General features: G+C 31.5%; 15 protein-coding genes and 3 tRNA genes. 8 read left to right on the forward strand and 10 right to left on the reverse strand.

Going from position 1 to position 18,800, the window contains the following annotated elements; translation table 11 throughout:
• Positions 1-268: 268 nt before the first annotated feature.
• Together ACE3PD_RS02000 and ACE3PD_RS02005 are read right to left on the reverse strand one after the other, a co-directional pair.
• Entirely contained in the window at positions 269-1,030 is a 762-nt protein-coding gene (locus ACE3PD_RS02000; RefSeq protein ID WP_374399039.1) for an NlpC/P60 family protein, read from the reverse strand.
• An 87-nt stretch (positions 1,031-1,117) separates the two neighbouring features.
• On the reverse strand, positions 1,118-2,296 hold the full coding sequence (locus ACE3PD_RS02005; protein ID WP_374399041.1) for an acetyl-CoA C-acyltransferase: 1,179 nt from the start codon (positions 2,294-2,296) through the stop codon (positions 1,118-1,120).
• A gap of 269 nt (positions 2,297-2,565) precedes the next feature.
• Between ACE3PD_RS02005 and ACE3PD_RS02010 the strand changes: the two genes are divergently transcribed.
• The 4 genes from ACE3PD_RS02010 to ACE3PD_RS02025 all read left to right on the forward strand — a co-directional run bounded on the left by ACE3PD_RS02010 (position 2,566) and on the right by ACE3PD_RS02025 (position 3,518).
• A tRNA-Ser gene (locus tag ACE3PD_RS02010) sits at positions 2,566-2,649 on the forward strand.
• A 15-nt stretch (positions 2,650-2,664) separates the two neighbouring features.
• A tRNA-Pro gene (locus tag ACE3PD_RS02015) sits at positions 2,665-2,739 on the forward strand.
• Positions 2,740-2,753: 14 nt separating this feature from the next.
• Positions 2,754-2,827, forward strand: a tRNA-Arg gene (locus ACE3PD_RS02020).
• 109 nt (positions 2,828-2,936) lie between these two features.
• Positions 2,937-3,518, forward strand: a complete 582-nt coding sequence (locus ACE3PD_RS02025; protein ID WP_374399043.1) for a nitrite reductase — start codon at positions 2,937-2,939, stop codon at positions 3,516-3,518.
• Positions 3,519-3,666: 148 nt separating this feature from the next.
• Here ACE3PD_RS02025 and ACE3PD_RS02030 read toward each other — a convergent pair whose 3' ends face one another.
• The 8 genes from ACE3PD_RS02030 to tsaD all read right to left on the reverse strand — a co-directional run bounded on the left by ACE3PD_RS02030 (position 3,667) and on the right by tsaD (position 11,055).
• On the reverse strand, positions 3,667-4,236 hold the full coding sequence (locus ACE3PD_RS02030; RefSeq protein ID WP_374399045.1) for a hypothetical protein: 570 nt from the start codon (positions 4,234-4,236) through the stop codon (positions 3,667-3,669).
• 5 nt (positions 4,237-4,241) lie between these two features.
• Entirely contained in the window at positions 4,242-5,420 is a 1,179-nt protein-coding gene (locus ACE3PD_RS02035; RefSeq protein WP_374399047.1) for a class I SAM-dependent methyltransferase, read from the reverse strand.
• Positions 5,421-5,422: 2 nt separating this feature from the next.
• On the reverse strand, positions 5,423-6,517 hold the full coding sequence (locus ACE3PD_RS02040) for an AI-2E family transporter (protein WP_374399049.1): 1,095 nt from the start codon (positions 6,515-6,517) through the stop codon (positions 5,423-5,425).
• Between the two features lie 80 nt (positions 6,518-6,597).
• Positions 6,598-7,557, reverse strand: coding sequence for a zinc metalloprotease (locus tag ACE3PD_RS02045; protein ID WP_374399051.1), 960 nt, complete (start codon positions 7,555-7,557; stop codon positions 6,598-6,600).
• Positions 7,558-7,717: 160 nt separating this feature from the next.
• Positions 7,718-8,356: a DUF4159 domain-containing protein gene (locus tag ACE3PD_RS02050; protein WP_374399054.1), complete on the reverse strand. Its 639-nt coding sequence runs from the start codon at positions 8,354-8,356 to the stop codon at positions 7,718-7,720.
• Positions 8,349-9,053 carry a 16S rRNA (uracil(1498)-N(3))-methyltransferase gene (locus ACE3PD_RS02055; protein WP_374399056.1) on the reverse strand — a complete coding sequence of 235 codons (705 nt, stop codon included), beginning with the start codon at positions 9,051-9,053 and terminating at the stop codon, positions 8,349-8,351. Before ACE3PD_RS02055 ends, ACE3PD_RS02050 begins: the two co-directional genes overlap by 8 nt.
• A gap of 6 nt (positions 9,054-9,059) precedes the next feature.
• On the reverse strand, positions 9,060-10,028 hold the full coding sequence (locus ACE3PD_RS02060) for an alpha/beta hydrolase family protein (RefSeq protein WP_374399058.1): 969 nt from the start codon (positions 10,026-10,028) through the stop codon (positions 9,060-9,062).
• Between the two features lie 4 nt (positions 10,029-10,032).
• Positions 10,033-11,055: a tRNA (adenosine(37)-N6)-threonylcarbamoyltransferase complex transferase subunit TsaD gene (tsaD, locus tag ACE3PD_RS02065; RefSeq protein WP_374399060.1), complete on the reverse strand. Its 1,023-nt coding sequence runs from the start codon at positions 11,053-11,055 to the stop codon at positions 10,033-10,035.
• A 162-nt stretch (positions 11,056-11,217) separates the two neighbouring features.
• On the opposite strand from tsaD, the gene ACE3PD_RS02070 reads away from it, so the two are divergent.
• From ACE3PD_RS02070 to ACE3PD_RS02085, 4 genes are all read left to right on the forward strand, one after another.
• Positions 11,218-15,657 carry a translocation/assembly module TamB domain-containing protein gene (locus ACE3PD_RS02070; protein WP_374399062.1) on the forward strand — a complete coding sequence of 1,480 codons (4,440 nt, stop codon included), beginning with the start codon at positions 11,218-11,220 and terminating at the stop codon, positions 15,655-15,657.
• Positions 15,658-15,794: 137 nt separating this feature from the next.
• The gene (gene pfkA / locus ACE3PD_RS02075) at positions 15,795-16,781 is read left to right on the forward strand and encodes a 6-phosphofructokinase (RefSeq protein WP_374399064.1); all 987 of its coding nucleotides are present in this window, start codon (positions 15,795-15,797) and stop codon (positions 16,779-16,781) included.
• Between the two features lie 27 nt (positions 16,782-16,808).
• Complete coding sequence (gene gap / locus ACE3PD_RS02080; RefSeq protein WP_374399066.1) at positions 16,809-17,819, forward strand: type I glyceraldehyde-3-phosphate dehydrogenase; 1,011 nt, start codon at positions 16,809-16,811, stop codon at positions 17,817-17,819.
• 69 nt (positions 17,820-17,888) lie between these two features.
• Positions 17,889-18,740, forward strand: a complete 852-nt coding sequence (locus ACE3PD_RS02085; protein ID WP_374399068.1) for a BadF/BadG/BcrA/BcrD ATPase family protein — start codon at positions 17,889-17,891, stop codon at positions 18,738-18,740.
• Positions 18,741-18,800 lie beyond the last annotated feature (60 nt).

Below are 18,800 nucleotides of genomic sequence, written 5' to 3' on the forward strand. Positions count from 1 at the left end.
GCAAGGTGCAATAGCAATATTCACAGTAAACTTAAAAAGAATTCTCAAATTAATGTAGAAAACGCAATCTGCTCAGGTATTTTGAAAAAACAACCTGTAAAAGCCAAAAACAAACTTATACAACCTACAATAAAAAACAGTCGCAAAAAGAAAACGCTTATAACGGATGTTTAAAATCCTGTTACAAGCGTTTTTTTATTGACTAAAAACGTCACTAATCAAAATAGTCGATGTTTTTCAGTGCCCTCTTTTAAAATCGGGATTTTTTTTATATGATTTTTTTAATTACTCTCAGTTTGTGTGTATGACGATTTGTCTCTGCATTGTAAATTCCAAGGTGATCCAATCTGTCTATTCGAACTTTTCCTGAAGCATGAATGATGTAATTGTTTTCCATCATGATTCCAACGTGAATAATATTACCTTCTTCATTATCAAAAAATGCTAAATCACCTGGTTCGCTTTCTTCAATAAAACTTAAGGCTTCTCCTTGGGTTGCTTGTTGTGAGGCATCACGTAAAAGTTTATAACCATTTAATTTGTAAACCATTTGGGTAAAGCCAGAGCAATCTATTCCAAAAGGAGTTTTTCCTCCCCACAAATAAGGTGCATTTAAATACATAAATGCTGTTTTAACTAATTCAGATTTATCCTTTTTACCACAAACTTTTACGCCTTCAAAATGGTATTTTTGATTGTTGATTTCTTCATTGTCTAAAAATGATAATGAAGCACCTAAGGTAATTGATGTAAGTTGATTGTTAGGAGTAGTAATATATTCAACTAAATCAGCATTTAGAACTATAGGAGTATCGTTTAAGATATTATAATGTTCTTCGCTAATTACTTGAAATTGTTTGCTATCAATCCAACCTACATAACTATCATATGCAATTTCTACCTGAACCCATTTTGAGGTCATTTCGATAATTTTAAAGTGTTCGCCAAAAAGTAATTGCGAAACTTGTTCGCTTCTATCACTGGCTTCTGCTCTTACAGGTATTATGGCTAAATTACAAATTCCAAACATGCAGGTCTGAATAAAAAAATGATGAATTAAGAATTTAATTACAAATGTAGTTAAAATTCAAAATTCATCATTAGTAAAAATTATAAATTATGCTCTTTCAATTACAATTGCAGAAGCACCGCCACCACCATTACAAATTGCAGCAGCACCTAATTTTGCATTGTTTTGATTTAAAACACTAATTAATGTAACAATAATTCTAGCTCCAGAACATCCTAGAGGGTGACCTAAAGATACAGCACCACCATTTACATTTACTTTATCGTTATCTAATCCTAAAATTTTAGCATTAGCTAACCCTACAACAGAAAATGCTTCGTTAAACTCGAAGAAATCAACATCAGAAATTGAAATTCCTGCTTTGTCTAATGCTTTTGGTAATGCTTTTGCAGGCGCAGTTGTAAACCATTTTGGTTCTTGAGCCGCATCAGCGTATGATTTAATGTAAGCTAAAGGTTTTAATCCTAAAGATTGTGCTTTTTCTTCACTCATTAAAACTAAAGCCGCAGCTCCGTCATTAATAGTAGAAGCATTAGCCGCTGTAACAGTTCCTTCTTTTGTGAAAACAGCAGCTAATGAAGGGATTTTATCTAATTTCACATTCGTGAATTCTTCGTCTTTAGAAACTACGATTGCGTCACCTCTTCTTTGAGGAACTTCTACTGGAACAATTTCTGCATCAAACTTACCAGCTTCCCACGCAGCCGCAGAGCGCTCATACGATTGAATTGCGAAGTTATCTTGCGCTTCTCTTGTAATGTTGTATTCAGAAGCACATAAGTCAGCACAAACACCCATAGCATTGTTATCGTATGCGTCAGTTAAACCGTCTTTTTGCATTCCGTCTACTAACGAAGTTGGTCCGAATTTCACACCGTTTCTTAAGTGAACGTAATGAGGAATCAAGCTCATATTTTCCATACCACCCGCCACTACGATTTCAGCATCTCCAGCCATGATAGCTTGAGCACCTTGCATAACGGCTTTCATACCACTAGCACAAACTTTATTAACAGTAGTACAAGCTACATTTTCAGATAAACCAGCGTATAAAGCGGCTTGTCTTGCAGGAGCTTGGCCGTTTCCAGCTTGAACTACGTTACCCATTAAAACTTCGTCAACTAATTTAGGGTCTAAATTGATTTTATTTAAAGCGCCTTTGATGGCAGCAGCACCTAATTTTGTAGCAGGTACACTAGATAAAGCTCCCATGAAACTTCCAATTGGAGTTCTTACGGCAGAAACAATAACTACTTTTTTAGTCATGATAGAAAGGTTTTTTATTTGAATTGCGAATTTACTATTTTTATTCGAAATGAGGCAAGGTTTTCAAGGTTATTCTAATCATTAAATCGATTTTATTTAGATTTCTATAATTTGGTTTGGTTTTTATTGAAATGCTATAGTATTGATTGTAAGTGTTTTTTGAAAAATTATAAAAATATATTGAAAAAATCTCCCAAAAATGTTGTATATTTAAGAATGAAAATATACATTTGCAACCGCAAAAAAGATAAGTTCTTACAACAATAATAGGAGAGGTGCCGGAGTGGTAACGGAGCAGATTGCTAATCTGTCGACGGGTAACCGTCGCCAGGGTTCGAGTCCCTGTCTCTCCGCTTTTTTGTTTTTTTCGGGGTGTAGCGTAGCCCGGTTATCGCGCCTGCTTTGGGAGCAGGAGGCCGCAGGTTCGAATCCTGCCACCCCGACGAAAAAAATAATAGGTTGCGTAGCTCAGCTGGATAGAGCAACTCACTTCTAATGAGTAGGTCCCAGGTTCGAATCCTGGCGCGATCACAAAAAGCCTTGCATTTGCAAGGCTTTTTTGTTTTTAGTAGTTTCCTGAAATGGTTTGGTTTCGATAAATGTTTTATATATTTGAGGATATTAAAAAGTTACCAGTAATATGAAACAAACTCTGCTAATAATATCTTTCTTACTTTCAATTAAATTTTATTCTCAAGAGATATTAGAATATAGTAAAGGAGAATTTTCATTTTATCTAACAAAAGATTGTAAAATTAGTGAATGTAAAATCAGTAAAATTATTGTCTTTAAAAACGGAGAATTTATTCAAGAAATAATACCAACTGAAAATTATTTTTATTCATTCATAAATAATAAAAGCTTGATTGAAATTGAAGATGTAAATTTCGATAATCAGTTAGATTTTAGAATCATTAAATTTATTCCGGACGATATAATTTCATCCCTATATTGGATTTTTAATCCAAAAACTCAATTATTTGAAAAAAATACTGACTATGAAAAAATTATATTTCCTGAATTCGATAATGAAAAAAAAATAATCATTTCATCATGGCAAGATTATATTCGGTTTTACAAAGATTATTACAAACTAGAAAATGAAATTCCAATTCTTATTGAACGACATATAACTCAACCTAATAAAAACAGAATTATTGAAGTTGAAATTTGGAAAATTGAGAACGGAGAGTTAAAACTAGTAAGTACAGAACAAAAATAAATGCTACTGACAACAGCCGTTTAGTTACAATTGCTATTTTTGGATTTTTCATAGGAAAATCCGCTGCTGAATGGAATGTTTTGTAATATTTATAATGGCTTGGTGTTGGTTCAATACTAATGAAATCAAGCCTTAGAACGACGTTTCTCTACTCCACACACTTTAAAAACTGCATAAAATAACTATCAGGTTTAGAAGTTGTTTTTAATGTTTCTGAGTTTAATTCGCTTTTTAATACATAATCTTTTGTTTCTCCTGCAAATTGAATACGCATTAAACTAATCGGACTATTTTTTAATTCTTCGTAATTGGTTTTGGTGAAGTAAAAATAACCATCTAAAACACGAATGTTATTGTTTTCTTTAGCATCATAGGTTAAGACACTACACGCTTCTTCGTCGGAACTAATAAGATTTATGATTTTTCCATTCATTAATTGTAAGATGATTTTTGAATTTTTAGCTATGCAATTTGTCTTGATGAAATCTTTGCTTTTTTGTAATTGTTGAATGCTTAACATTGGAGTTCCATTGTCGTTTAAAAGAGCAAAGAATAGGTATTCATTGGTGTTCCCAAATATTTTTTCGTGCATTAAAACGTTTGGTAAAACTCTTAATGAGGTTGAATCTGTTTTTTCTTCAATATCGTAAATACAATCTTTTTTTTGAGCGTTAACACTAAGTGTAAGTAACAATAGCAGCGATAAAAGGTGTTTCATTTGGATTATAATTTGGTGCAAAGTAAAATTATTTTTTCATTATTCATATTTGTGGTGAAAAAAGCAAAAACTGTTCCACCATCTGTAATTTTGTATTTTTTCTTGATTTCTTCTGGTTTTATGGGAAAATTTCGTGTGGAAACATTCATTTTTTTGCCTTGGATAAATTGTGAAATTTCTTTTTTCTGAAACGGAACAATCGAATCAATTTGAAATTTTCTTCCAGGAAAATCAATAAGTTCATCCGAAGTATATAGATGCGAATGTTGATGCAATTTTCCAACAGCAAACAATTCGGAAACCGCTTCAAATCCGCCTGATTTCATTAGAGATGCGTTGGGTTCGTACAGATATTTTTTTGGTAAACTATTAGAAGCAAAATAGGATTTTGTACTTTCAATTTTGGTAATCGTTTGTTTTTCTTTTTCTAAATTAACTGCAATAATTTCTGGCGATTCATTGAAATTTTTCTCAATTTTCCAGAACAATTCTTTTACTTCATTATCCACAGCAACAATGTGAATTTCTGATACATTTTTTAATTCCAATAATCCAGCATGAAGATCTAAAATAGGAGCCGTTTTGATTAAAATAGTATTAGTGAATTGATAATAAAAATCTTGTAAATCGACTACATTTGGTAAACAATCGGCTAACATGAAAACTTTACCTTTTGCGTCATTTCTTCTTGAAGGATCAATGTAAATGCAATCGAACTTTTGATTCAAATTTTCTAAAATTTCTGAGCTATCGCCATGAAAACACTCGATATTTGAAACTTTTAAAACTTCGAAATTATGTTTTACGATTTTAGACAAATCAGCATTTAATTCGCAATGAATAACGGTTTTGAATTGTTTTGAAAAGTAGTAATCGTCAATACCAAATCCTCCCGTGCAATCGATTAATTTTTCACCTGAAACTAATGAAGCTTTATATTTTGCTGTAGTTTCTGACGAAGTTTGTTCAATGGAAATTTTTTCAGGATAAATAATATTTTCAGTTGAAAACCAAGTTGGAAGTTTGTCTTTAGCTTTCTTTTTAGCAATAATTTGATTGATGATAACCGAATAATTCACTTCGGTAAATGGATTTTTCTTCAAAGCTAATTTCGAGGTATCTTCATTCAGATTTTTGTTGATAAAATCTTGTATTTCAGTTTGTAAAAGAGATTCTAAATTCAAAACTATAAGTTTTTGGTAAGGGCTTTGATGATTCTATTTTCCGGTAAAAATTCTTTTCCAATTACTTTTAATGAAGTGTAAAAAGGAACTGCTATAATCATTCCGGTAATGCCAAATAAAATTCCAGCAATCAAAATCACTAAAAAGATTTCTAAAGGATGCGAATTGGTGCTTTTTGAAAAAATTAAAGGAGAACTGACATTGTTATCAATCAATTGTACAATGAACATTCCGATTAAAACATAAATAGTTGTTGGCAAAGTTTCTGTGCTAAAATCAGCACCAGTTCCAATACTGCTAATCATGATTAATATTCCGGCTACAAAAGTGGCGATAATTGGACCTACATAAGGAACAATATTGAAAACAGCACATAAAAGTGCAATTATTAGCGCATTTTCGACTCCAAAAATTAGAAATACAATGAAGTATAAAACTAAAATAATAAATAGTTGTAAAAGCAATCCTAAAAAGTATTTGGAAAGCATTTCGTTTATTTTTTCTACGGAATTTAAAACTTTTTCTTTTTGATTTACAGGTAAAACATTTTTGAAAGCTATTGAAAATGAACTTCTTTCTTTAAGTATAAAAAAAGAAATAAATAGCACCGAAGCAAAACCCATTCCGATATTTCCAATGGTACTAACGATATTATTTAAGAAATTTGGAATAAATTCAAAATTCGAAAATGATGTCAGGTTTGAACTTTTAGCAATTTGTTGTAAATCGATGTTATGAGAACCTAAGTATATAGTTACATCATTTAATAATCTATTGTAATTGTTTTCAAGTGAATTAATATCTAAAAGCGATAAATTTTCACCTTGCGAAATAATTAAAGGAACAAAAAGTAAAACAATTCCAGATATAAAAAAAATAACCAATAGTAAAGAAACAACTACCGCTAGTGTGTTTCTGAATTTTAGTTTTCGTCTTAAAAACAATACTAAAGGATAAAGTAAAAGCGAAAATACAACTGAAACTATACAGTAAACAATTACAGTTGCTACTTTGTACAAGAATAACAACAGAAGTAAAATGGCAGCAATTACCGCAACTGCTCGAACAATTCCGTAGGATAATTCTTTTGAAGTCATTTATTTTCTTTTTTGCTAAAATAAAAAAAACTCACCAAATAATGGTGAGTTTTCCTAATTAACTTAAATGTTTCATTTGATTATGGCTGCGCAAATGAAAATCTTGATCCTCCAGAGGCAAAAATAGCTAACATTCTGCTTTTTTGTCCGTTTGAAAACATGTACATACCAGCATCATCTGTGTAATCCATATAGTTCATAGTCATTTCAATAGGTGTTCCTGTACAAGTAGAGTAGTGAGGGAATACAGGCATTCCGTTATTAGCTGCATTGTGAGTAGGTGTGTCGCTTACTAAATCGCTTCCGCAAGTAGCATCGCCCCAAATGTGTCTTAAATTCATCCAGTGACCTACTTCATGTGTAGCAGTTCTTCCTTTGTTGAAAGGAGCTGTTGCAGTTCCAGTAGTTCCAAAATATTTAGAATCAATAACAACTCCGTCAGTTGCAGAAGAACCACCTGGGAATTGAGCATAACCTAAAATTCCACCACCAATTGTACAAACCCATAAGTTTAACTTAGTAGTTGGTGAAGTAGGATTGATTCCTCCTTGAGTTGATTTTTTCATTGCATCGCGAGTTCCCCAAGATGTTTTTGTAGTTGATTTTCTATAAACAGCATCTAATACAAATGAAATTCCAACATTAGCTTTAACACCTGAAAATGTTGTTGGAACTTGATTGAAATCACTATTTAAAGCATTAAAATCTTTGTTTAATACATCAATTTGCGATTGAATTTGAGTCAAAGAGATGTTTTCAGCAGTGGTTCTGTAAAGTACGTTAACAACAACAGGGATTTCAATTTTTCCATTAACAAGTCTTCCGTTTGTAATAGCATTTTGAGTAAAATTTTCAATTTCCTGCATTTTTGCAGCTAATCCTGGATTTTCTCTTAATTGTTGCTCATGAACTTCATGTGAAGCGCAACCTCTGTGGTGTTTGTGTGCTGTTGTAGCTAAATCTGTTGAAGAACTTGTTTCATCATTACTACATGAAACCAATAACAGTAAAGAAACTGCTGATAAAAGGATTTTTTTCATAAATAGTTAGTTTTTGGTGATTAATAGTGTGGCAATATTATGACAAAAAAAATGAATAAAAAAAATATTTTTGTAAAAAAATATTAAATAATATAAAAAAGCATCAAAATAGTGTGAATTTGATTATGTTTTGTGTTTTTTGTAATATTTTTGGTAGAGTTTAATTTTTAAACACATAATTTAGAAGATTAGCACCCATTTTTAGTGCTTTTTCTCTAACTTGAATAGGGTCATTGTGTACTTCTGCGTCTTCCCAACCATCTCCTAAGTCTGTTTGATAAGTGTATAAAAGAACAATTCGCCCTTCGATGAAAATTCCAAAAGCTTGTGGTTTTTGATTGTCATGTTCGTGAATTTTGGGTAATCCACCAGAAAAATTAAAAGGTTCTTGAAATAAAATATGATTAGCAGGAATTTCCGTTAATGGATTATCAGGAAATATTTTTTTAATTTCTTTTCGAATGTATTCGTCCATACCGTAATTATCATCAATATATAAAAATCCTCCTGAAGTAAGATAATTGCGAAGATTTATAACATCATTCGTACTAAAAACAACATTTCCATGACCTGTCATGTGTACAAATGGAAAGTTGTATATCTCCGAACTTCCAACTTCAACAGTAGCAATTTTAGTGTTGATTTTAGTATTGATATTTTGATTGCAAAATTTAGCCAAATTAGGTAAAGAAGTAGGATTCGCATACCAATCGCCACCACCTGAATATTTTGCAACAGCAATTTCTTGGGAAAATCCCAAATTCCATACTAATATAATAAGGACTAAAATTCTATTCATTTATCATTGCAATTGTATGGCAAGCTACTAAAGCTGCGGTTTCTGTTCGTAACCTTGTGTTTCCCAAAGTTACAGGAATAAATTCATTTTCAATGGCCAAATTGATTTCTTTTGTTGAAAAATCACCTTCTGGACCAATCAAAATGGTGACTTTTTCATCTTTTTTGACTTCGTTTTTAAACGATTTTTTATCGGTTTCTTCACAATGTGCAATGAATTTTTGTCCGCCGATATTTGATTTTACAAATTGTGCGAATGAAATAGGTTCATTAATTTTTGGAATATAATAATGAAGCGATTGTTTCATTGCAGCTTGAATGATTTTTTCAGCTCGATCAACTTTATATACTTTTCGTTCGGAATGATCACAAATAATTGGCGTGATTTCGTGAATACCAATCTCGGTTGCTTTTTCTAAAAACCATTCTAATCTGTCGTTCATTTTAGTTGGAGCAACTACAATATGCGTGTAAAATTTATCAGGTTCTTGGAAGGTTTCTTTTGTGATTTTTACTTCGCATTTTTTCTCAGAAGCTAAAATAATTTCCGATTCAAATATAAAACCTAATCCATTAGTAATAAATATTATATCACTTTCTTTTTTACGTAAAACTTTAACTATATGTTTACTTTCTTCTTTGTCAAAAAAGAAAGTTGTAGCGCCTTGTTTTATGTCGGAATTATAGAATAGTTGCATACTGTTTTAATTTTTATCTAACCAAATTTTCCAATCTTTTCCAACGTTCTCCCAATTATAAACTTCATAGTTTGGTTCTCTATTTTCATTAACTGGGAAAAAATTATGTTCTACATCAAAATAAGGTTTGAACGTTAAATTTTTCAAATTAGATTGAATACTTTCAATTTGTAATAAATCGTTGTAAGGAGCATTCCAATCTTTTGTGCCATAAGTAATCAAAACTGGAATTTTAAGTTTTTTAAGATAAATAGCTGAGGGTTGAGAAAAATCATAAGTAGCTTTGTAAGTATCACCACCGTTATAATCTAAATTATCTTTATTTTCAACAACAAATTTCCAATATTCAATCAAATCATAATTTTTTCGTTTGTATACTTCTTCTTGAAGCATACTTAAAATTCTACCGTAAGGATTTCCTCCAGAATAAATTAAATGGGTTACTTTATCATTTTTAGTTGCTAATTTGGCTGCAATTGTGCTTCCTTCAGAATGTCCTGCGACAACTAATTTGCTATTTGAAATCCAATTTTCTTTCAATAATTTGTTGATTACAAAATCATTTCGATTAACATAATAATCTAAATAATTGTTATCGGAATACTTTTTTGGTACATTGTCGTTTTCAACTAAATATTGATAATTATTTTTTAGATCTTTAACATTAGAAATTACAGGAATACCTGGTTTTCCAACTATAACTACATGAAATTCATCTAAAAAATCGTTAACATCAAAAGGAAAGGTACCATACAATCCAGTTTCATCATATTTTAACAAAGGTTGCGGCATACTTCCTTGGCAGAAAAAAAATAAAGGTTTTTTTGTATTTTCTTCTCCTTTTTTTGATTGAATTAAAACATCAACTTTGGTTTTTTTGTAATCTAATCTGATATACTTATATCCAAAATCTTCTGGTTTTTTTTGACCAAAAGTTGTTAAAGAAATCAAGATTAGAAAGAAAACTTTATTCATAGTTTTAAAATTCAATTCGTGCTTTAGAAGTTACATCAGCATGACTGAAATTTTCTTCTAAAAAGTTATGATAACCTACAATTCCAATCATAGCTGCATTATCGGTTGTGTATTCAAATTTTGGAATGTAGGATTTCCAACCGTATTTTTTTTCTGCTTCTTTCAATGTGGTTCGAATCCCTGAATTTGCAGAAACACCACCGCCAATAGCAATTTGTTTTATTCCAGTTTCAGTAACAGCTAATTTTAGCTTGTCCATTAAAATATTGATAATGGTGTATTGAATTGACGCACAGATATCGGCTTTGTTTTCTTCAATAAAATTTGGATTTAAAGCTACATTTTTCTGTATGAAGTATAAAATTTGAGTTTTTAAACCGCTAAAACTAAAATTCAAACCATCTACTTTTGGTTTGGTAAACGGAAACGCTTTCGGATTTCCTTCTTGCGCAAATTTATCAATCAAAGGGCCACCAGGATAGGGAAGTCCTAAGATTTTAGCCGATTTATCAAAAGCTTCGCCCACCGCATCATCAGTAGTTTCTCCAATAATTTCCAAATCAAAAAAACTATTCACTTTCACAATTTGCGTATGTCCACCTGAAATAGTTAACGCTAAAAAAGGGAAAGTTGGTTTATCAAAACCTTCTTCATCAATAAAATGCGCCAAAATATGCGCTTTCATGTGATTTACTGCCACTAACGGAATATCCAAAGCCATACTCATTGATTTTGCAAAAGAACCACCCACTAAAAGCGAACCCATTAATCCCGGACCTTGTGTAAAAGCGATACAATTTAAGTCGTTTTTGGTAATACCAGCCTTTTTTATAGCAACATCTACTACCGGAACAATGTTTTGTTGGTGCGCTCTCGAAGCTAATTCTGGAACTACGCCACCATATTCTTCGTGAATCGCTTGTCGCGCCACAATATTAGACAAAACAACATCGTTACAAAGTACGGCTGCGGACGTATCATCACAGGAACTTTCGATGGCTAAAGTATATATTTTTCTTTCTGACATTTTAGGCATGAAATTTGGAATAGGGATATTGTAATTATCTTACAAATTTCCTTATTTTTGTTGGATTATACACCCAGTTAAATAATTGGTAGCAAATTTAAAACAAAAGAACGTATCAAAAAATTTAAAAAAATACTATTTCGTTCCCTAATCGCAATTTTATTGCTGTTTCTTTTATTGGGTATTCTTTTGTCGTTGCCATTTGTGCAAACTGCTTTAGGAAAATATGCGACTGATAGCTTAAATAAGTCTTTCGGAACAAATATTACGATAGGAAAAGTTGCTATTACGCCTTTTGGAAGCGTAAAACTTGGTGATGTTTTAGTTTTAGATCATCATCAAGATACGTTGTTTTATATCAAGAAATTAAATACGTCAATTTTAAGTTTTAAGAAAATTTACGACCCAGGGCATCCTTATTTGAAAGATGTTTTATTGCATGGAATGGATGTTAGAATTGTAAATTACAAAAACGAAGATTATACGAACTTAGATAAATTCATTGAAGCTTTTGATGATGGCTCTCCTTCTTCAGGTAAATTTAGAATGAAAGCGAATAAGATGACGGTTTATAATAGTCGTTTTCAATACATCGATTACAATCTTCAAACGCCAAAAATGCTTGATTTTACGCAATTAAACGGTAAAATCGAAGATTTCTTTATCAAAGGTCCCAATGTATATACATTTATAGATAAGCTATCTTTCAAAGATCATCGCGGTTTGTTAGTCGAAAATATTACGGCTGATTTTACGTATACCAAGAAAAATATATTGTTAGAACAACTAGTAATGAAAACGCCTTCATCTGAAATGAAAGGTAGAGTAGAGTTGAAGTACAACAGAAAAGATTTTTCAGATTTTAATAACAAAGTTATTTTTGATGTTCAGTTTGATAAAGCTACGATTGCTTCAAACGATTTAAATTATTTTTACAATGAATTCGGTAAAAATAATATTTTTTATGTTGACACGCATTTGGTTGGAACATTGAATAATTTCACGACATATAATTTAAAATTAGTAGATAAGAATCAATCAGAGATTATTGGAACTGCCAATTTTAGAAATCTTTTTGGAAAAGGAAATCAAGAGTTTTACATGAAAGGAAACTTTGATCGAATTACATCAAATTACGAAGATTTAAAATCGATTTTACCTCGAATTTTAGGTAATAATTTACCATCGGTTTTGGTTAAATTAGGAAATGTAAATATTTCTGGTGCTGTAGAATTAACTCAAAAATACATCAATGCCGATGTTTCGATGTTATCGCAATTGGGTTATTTAGAAGGTAATTTAGCAATGCAAAACATCAATACTATTGATAATGCTTCCTATCAAGGAAATATTAAGTTAGACGCTTTTGATTTAGGAACACTTTTAAGTGAAAAACAGATTGGAAAAACTACTTTAGATTTAGATGTTGACGGAAAAGGTTTCACTCAAAAATTATTGAATACAGCTATCAAAGGAAAAATTGATAAATTTTATTATAACGGATATAATTATCAAAACATTACGGTTGATGGAAGCATGAAAATGCCTTACTATAAAGGGTATTTCAATAGTAATGATCCCAATTTGAAAATGGATTTTGATGGAACTATTGATTTAAGTTTAAAAGCTAAAAACTACGATTTTAAAGCCCAAATTGACTATGCTGATTTACATATTTTAAATTTCTATAAAACAGATTCCATTTCTATTTTTAAAGGGACAATCGATTTCAAAGCAGATGGAAATTCAATTGATGATTTGGCAGGAGTTTTAAAAATTAATAATGTTTCGTACCAAAATAGTAAAGATTCGTACTTTTTTGATGATTTTGAAATAACATCTTCTTTTGATGCGGAACGAGTTAGAACTATTGAAATTAATTCTCCAGATATTATTACAGGGCAAATTGTAGGGAAATACAAAGTAAACCAAGTGCAAAGAATGGTTGAAAACGCACTGGGAAGTTTGTATGCTAATTATTCTCCAAATAAATTAGAAAAAGGTCAATTTATAAATTTTGACTTAACGATTTATGATAAAATTGTTGAAGTTTTTATACCAGATGTCAAAATATCCGAAAACACAAAAGCTAAAGGAAAAATAAGTGGTGATGAGGGCAAATTTGTATTTGATTTTACTTCGCCAAATATTATTGCATATGAAAATACAATTGAAAATGTAAATATTGAAATTGACAATAAGAATCCTTTATATAATGCTTACATTACGGTTGATTCAATTAAAAATAGCAAGTATAAAATTGCAGACTTCAATTTGATTAATCTTACATTGAATGATACATTATTTGTTCGTTCTGAGTTTAAAGGCGGACCTAAAAGTCAAGATTCATATGACTTGAACTTGTATCATACTATTAATGAAGACAAACAATCTATTGTTGGATTTAAAAAATCAGAGATAAAATTCAAAGATTATTTATGGTTCATCAACGAAGAAGAAACGGAAGACAATAAAATTGTATTTGATAAAAAATTTAAAGATTTCGATTTCCAAAAGTTAACCTTATCGCATAACGACCAAAAGATTGATTTCTTTGGAACCATGCGCGATTCCACTTATAAAGATTTTAAATTGTCCTTTGATGATGTAGATCTGAATAAAGTCACACCAGCATTAGATAGTTTATCATTCGGTGGAAAAATTAATGGAAATATTACTTATAAACAAGATAGAAATAAGTATGAACCGATATCAAATCTAACAATTGATAGTCTGAAGATCAATCAGTTTTTACTAGGTGATTTAGATTTTAAAATAGAAGGAAACGAAAATTTCAATCAGTTTAAAGTGAATTCCAGTTTGAAACAAGAAGGTCAAGAGCACTTTTTCTTGGACGGAAAAATAAATTTTGAGGGACAACAATCAAGTTTAGATTTAGTAGCAGGCTTTGAAAAATTTAATTTAGCTCCTTTCGGTTCGTTACTTGGAAGTGTTTTGTCTGATGTAAGAGGAAATGCAACAGGAAGAACCACAATTGGTGGTTCTTTAACAAAACCAGAAATGGATGGTCGCTTGTATCTAAATGATGCAGGAATGCGAGTTCCTTATTTGAATGTTGATTATGCTTTCGAAAAAAATGCGATTGTAGATTTAACAGAACACCAATTTAGTCTTCGAAAAATTGAAGTTACCGATACCAAATACAAAACAAAAGGGGTTATTGATGGAACTATTCGTCATGAAAATCTTGGTGATTGGGAACTCGATTTGCATTTGATTTCGGATAATATTTTAGCATTAGATACTAAAGATTCAGAAGATGCTTATTATTACGGAACAGCTTTTATGAAAGGAAAAGCTAGTATAACAGGCTCTGTAGATGCATTAAATATTAAAGTTGCGGGTGAATCTGAAAAAGGAACTTCTATAAAAATTCCGGTAAACGATGAAGAAGATTTAGGAAACAATTCCTTTATTAACTTTATGACGGTGGAAGAATATCAAAAATCTCTCTTGGGTAAAATTGCAAAAGAAAATAGATATCAAGGATTAGAACTTGATTTCAATTTTGATATTGACACTGATGCTGACATTGAGATTATTCTAAACCGTGAAACAGGTCATGCCATGAAAGGAACTGGAGTAGGTTCTATGCAAATGAATATAAATACACTCGGTAAATTTGAAATGTTTGGCGATTTTATTGTTCAAGAAGGGCAATATAATTTTAAATATGGAGGAATTATCGATAAAAAATTTAGTGTAGAAAAAGGAGGAACAATTCGTTGGGATGGTCAACCAATGAATGCAGTTTTAGATTTAAAAGCAACTTATAAAACTATGGCAAACCCTGCAGTTTTAGTTGAGAGTGCTTCTTTTAATAGAAAAGTGGATACCAATGTAACTATTTTACTTAACGGAAATTTAAGTAATCCGCAACCTGATTTTAATATCGATTTCCCAACAGTGAGTTCTGTTTTAAAAAGTGAAATAGATTACAAATTACAAGATAAAGATACACGTCAAACTCAGGCTTTTGCATTGATGGCTACGGGAACGTTTGTGACAGCAGAATCAGGAGGAAACGCAGCTTATGGTTCGTTAATTGAAGGAGCAAGCTCAATCATTAATGGCTTGTTTGCAGATGAAGATAGTAATTTGCAATTAGGTTTAGATTATTCTCAAGGAAATAGATTAACCGAAATTTCGGATCGAGTTGGTGTTACATTAAGTACAAGAGTAAACGACAGAATTACAATTAACGGTAAAGCAAACGTTCCTGTTGGTGGAGTAACGGAATCTGTTATTGTGGGTAATTTAGAAGTTTTAATTCAAATTAATGAAGACGGTTCGCTTAACGCCCACGTATTTAACCGTGAAAACGACATTAATTACGTAGGAGAAGGAATTGGATATACCCAAGGTCTAGGAATTACTTATAATGTTGAGTTTGACACCTTCAAGGAAATGATGCAAAAAATATTCAATACAAATAAAAAGAAGAAAGATCCATCTAAATCGCAAGATGATTTACCTGATTCTGAATTTCCACCAGAGTTTATCGATTTCATTAATCAAAGAAAAACAAAGTCAACCGAGGCAATTAAACCAGAACCTATTCGTGTTCCTGAAATAGATTAATTCGTAGTTTTTTAGTATAAAAATCAAAAAGTTATTAACGAAAACGTTTGAATTTGCCACTATTATTAAATAGTTAGCAAAAATCGCTGTTTTTTAATTTTTCGTTTTATAACTTTACATAAACAATCAAAAATAATATGTCGACAAAGATTAAAAAAGTTGGTGTTTTAACATCTGGAGGTGATTCTCCTGGAATGAATGCTGCAATTCGCGCAGTTGTTAGAGCTTGTGCTTATTATAATTTGGAATGTGTAGGTATTTACAGAGGTTACCAAGGAATGATAGAAGGTGACTTCAAAGAAATGGGACCTCGTGATGTGAAAAATATTATCAATAAAGGAGGAACTATTTTAAAATCCGCTCGTTCAGCAGATTTTCGTACTGCCGAAGGAAGAAAAAAAGCATACGATAATTTAGTTGCAGCTGGTATTGACTCTTTTGTTGTAATTGGTGGTGACGGTAGTTTTACTGGTGCTGAAATTTTCAATGAAGAATTTGGATTTCCAGTAATTGGAATCCCAGGTACAATTGATAATGATATTTATGGAACAAGTCACACATTAGGTTATGATACCGCTTTAAATACCGTAATTGATGCCATCGATAAAATTAGAGATACCGCAAATTCACACAACCGATTATTCTTCGTAGAAGTAATGGGAAGAGATGCTGGGCACATTGCATTAAACGCAGGAATTGGAGCAGGAGCAGAGGAAATTCTAATACCAGAGGAAGATTTTGGTTTAGACCGCCTTGTAGAATCGTTAAAAAGAAGTAAAGGTTCAGGAAAAACTTCAAGTATTGTCGTAGTTTCTGAAGGAGATAAAATTGGTAAAAACGTTTTCGAATTAAAAGATTACATCGAAGAAAACATGCCAGAATATGATGTTCGTGTTTCGGTTTTAGGACACATGCAACGTGGTGGTTCTCCTTCTTGTTTTGACCGAGTTTTAGCTTCAAGATTAGGAGTTAAAGCAGTGGAAACGCTATTAGATGGAAAATCGAACTACATGGTGGGTTTAAATCAAGATAAAATTACTTTAACACCTTTAGAGCAAGCCATCAAAGGACAAAGTGAAATCGATATGGAATTGGTAAAAGTATCCGATATCGTATCATCATAATGAATTAGTAAATTAAAGAAAATAAAAATGTCAAAAGTAAAATTAGGAATTAACGGATTCGGAAGAATCGGAAGAATTGTATTCAGAGAAACATTCAACAGAGATAACGTAGAAGTAGTAGCTATCAACGATTTATTAGACGTAGATCATTTGGCTTATTTATTAAAATACGATTCAGTTCATGGTCGTTTTAATGGAAAAGTAGAAGTGAAAGACGGACAATTATATGTAAACGATAAATTTATTCGTGTAACTGCAGAAAGAGATCCAAAATTAATCAAGTGGGACGATGCAAGTGTTGATGTAGATGTTGTAGCAGAATGTACTGGAATTTTCACCACTTTAGAAACAGCTCAAGCTCATATTGATGGTGGTGCGAAAAAAGTGGTAATTTCAGCTCCCTCAGCAGATGCACCAATGTTTGTAATGGGAGTAAATCATACAGAAGCAAAAGCTACAGATACTATTGTTTCTAATGCTTCATGTACTACGAACTGTTTGGCTCCTTTAGCAAAAGTAATTCACGATAATTTCGGAATTGTAGAAGGATTAATGACAACCGTTCACGCTTCAACTGCAACGCAAATGGTTGCTGACGGACCTTCTAAGAAAGATTGGAGAGGCGGTCGTGCAGCTAGTGTAAACATTATTCCATCTTCAACAGGAGCTGCAAAAGCGGTTGGAAAAGTAATTCCAGAATTAAACGGGAAATTAACAGGAATGTCTTTCCGTGTACCAACAGTTGACGTTTCTGTAGTAGATTTAACGGTTAAATTAGCTAAAGAAACGACTTATGAAGAAATCATGAAAGTACTTAAAAATGCTTCTGAAACTTCAATGAAAGGTATTTTAGGATTTACAGAAGACGATGTAGTTTCTCAAGATTTTGTGGGTGATTCAAGAACTTCTGTAGTAGATGCTAAAGCAGGAATCGGATTAAACTCAACTTTCTTCAAATTGGTCTCTTGGTACGATAACGAATATGGTTATTCAAGTAAATTAATTGATTTATCAGTGCATGTTGCTGGTTTAAAATAATATTTCTTTAAAAAATCCCGTTACATTTGTGTGCGGGATTTTTTGCTCCCTAAACTAAACACCAACCAAATGAAATTACTTGTTGACAGTGGTTCTACTAAAGCCGATTGGATTGCAATTGATGAAAACGGAAAAGTATTATTCACTACACAAACTTTAGGATTAAACCCTGAAGTACTAGACAAAGAAGAAATTATCAATCGATTAGAAGATAAGTTTGATATTTCTCACAACAAAGACAAAGCTACGCACTTGTTCTTCTACGGAGCAGGTTGCGGAACCGATAGAATGAAAGACTTTCTAACGTTAGTTTTTCAAGAATATTTTAAAAATGCAGTTGTAGTCGTTCACGAAGATACGTATGCAGCGGTTTATGCTACCACACCAAAAGACGAAAAAGCGATTGTTTGTATTTTAGGAACGGGTTCAAATTGTTCTTATTTTGATGGAAAAGTGTTGCATCAAAAAGTACAATCGTTAGGATACATTGCGATGGATGATTGTTCAGGTAATCGTTTTGGACGCCATTTGATTCGTGCCTATTACTTCAACAAAATGCCGAAAGAATTGGCGCAAGAATTTGAAGAAGAATACAATGTAGATGCCGATTATATCAAACACAATTTATACAAAGAACCCAATCCAAATGCATATTTAGCAACCTTTGCGAAGTTTTTAATTCGTCATAAAGACACTGAATTTTGCCAAAAATTGATTCAAAAAGAAATGGAATCTTTTGTTGAAAATTATATTGAACAGTTCGAAAATTGCAAAGAAGTTCCTGTTCATTTTATTGGCTCAATTGCCTTTTATTTGAAAGACGAATTAACCAATGTTTTAGAAAAACGCGGAATAACAATAGGGAATGTGTTACGAAGACCAATCGATGGTTTAATTGAATATCACATTTTAAACAAATAAAATAAATTTAAAGTAGTTGAAATCTCAAATCAGAAGCAATTGATTTGGGATTTTTTCTTT

This window comes from Flavobacterium sp., from assembly GCF_041911335.1.
Lineage (GTDB): Bacteria > Bacteroidota > Bacteroidia > Flavobacteriales > Flavobacteriaceae > Flavobacterium.

What these genes read in the sequence shown, in the direction of transcription:
- gap (WP_374399066.1), top strand. Translation starts at nt 16,809, where the DNA reads ATGTCAAAAGTAAAATTAGGAATTAACGGATTCGGAAGAATCGGAAGA.
- tsaD (WP_374399060.1), bottom strand. Translation starts at nt 11,055, where the DNA reads ATGTCAGAAAGAAAAATATATACTTTAGCCATCGAAAGTTCCTGTGAT.
- ACE3PD_RS02040 (WP_374399049.1), bottom strand. Translation starts at nt 6,517, where the DNA reads ATGACTTCAAAAGAATTATCCTACGGAATTGTTCGAGCAGTTGCGGTA.
- ACE3PD_RS02000 (WP_374399039.1), bottom strand. Translation starts at nt 1,030, where the DNA reads ATGTTTGGAATTTGTAATTTAGCCATAATACCTGTAAGAGCAGAAGCC.
- ACE3PD_RS02030 (WP_374399045.1), bottom strand. Translation starts at nt 4,236, where the DNA reads ATGAAACACCTTTTATCGCTGCTATTGTTACTTACACTTAGTGTTAAC.
- ACE3PD_RS02085 (WP_374399068.1), top strand. Translation starts at nt 17,889, where the DNA reads ATGAAATTACTTGTTGACAGTGGTTCTACTAAAGCCGATTGGATTGCA.
- pfkA (WP_374399064.1), top strand. Translation starts at nt 15,795, where the DNA reads ATGTCGACAAAGATTAAAAAAGTTGGTGTTTTAACATCTGGAGGTGAT.
- ACE3PD_RS02060 (WP_374399058.1), bottom strand. Translation starts at nt 10,028, where the DNA reads ATGAATAAAGTTTTCTTTCTAATCTTGATTTCTTTAACAACTTTTGGT.
- ACE3PD_RS02045 (WP_374399051.1), bottom strand. Translation starts at nt 7,557, where the DNA reads ATGAAAAAAATCCTTTTATCAGCAGTTTCTTTACTGTTATTGGTTTCA.
- ACE3PD_RS02050 (WP_374399054.1), bottom strand. Translation starts at nt 8,356, where the DNA reads ATGAATAGAATTTTAGTCCTTATTATATTAGTATGGAATTTGGGATTT.
- ACE3PD_RS02055 (WP_374399056.1), bottom strand. Translation starts at nt 9,053, where the DNA reads ATGCAACTATTCTATAATTCCGACATAAAACAAGGCGCTACAACTTTC.
- ACE3PD_RS02025 (WP_374399043.1), top strand. Translation starts at nt 2,937, where the DNA reads ATGAAACAAACTCTGCTAATAATATCTTTCTTACTTTCAATTAAATTT.
- ACE3PD_RS02005 (WP_374399041.1), bottom strand. Translation starts at nt 2,296, where the DNA reads ATGACTAAAAAAGTAGTTATTGTTTCTGCCGTAAGAACTCCAATTGGA.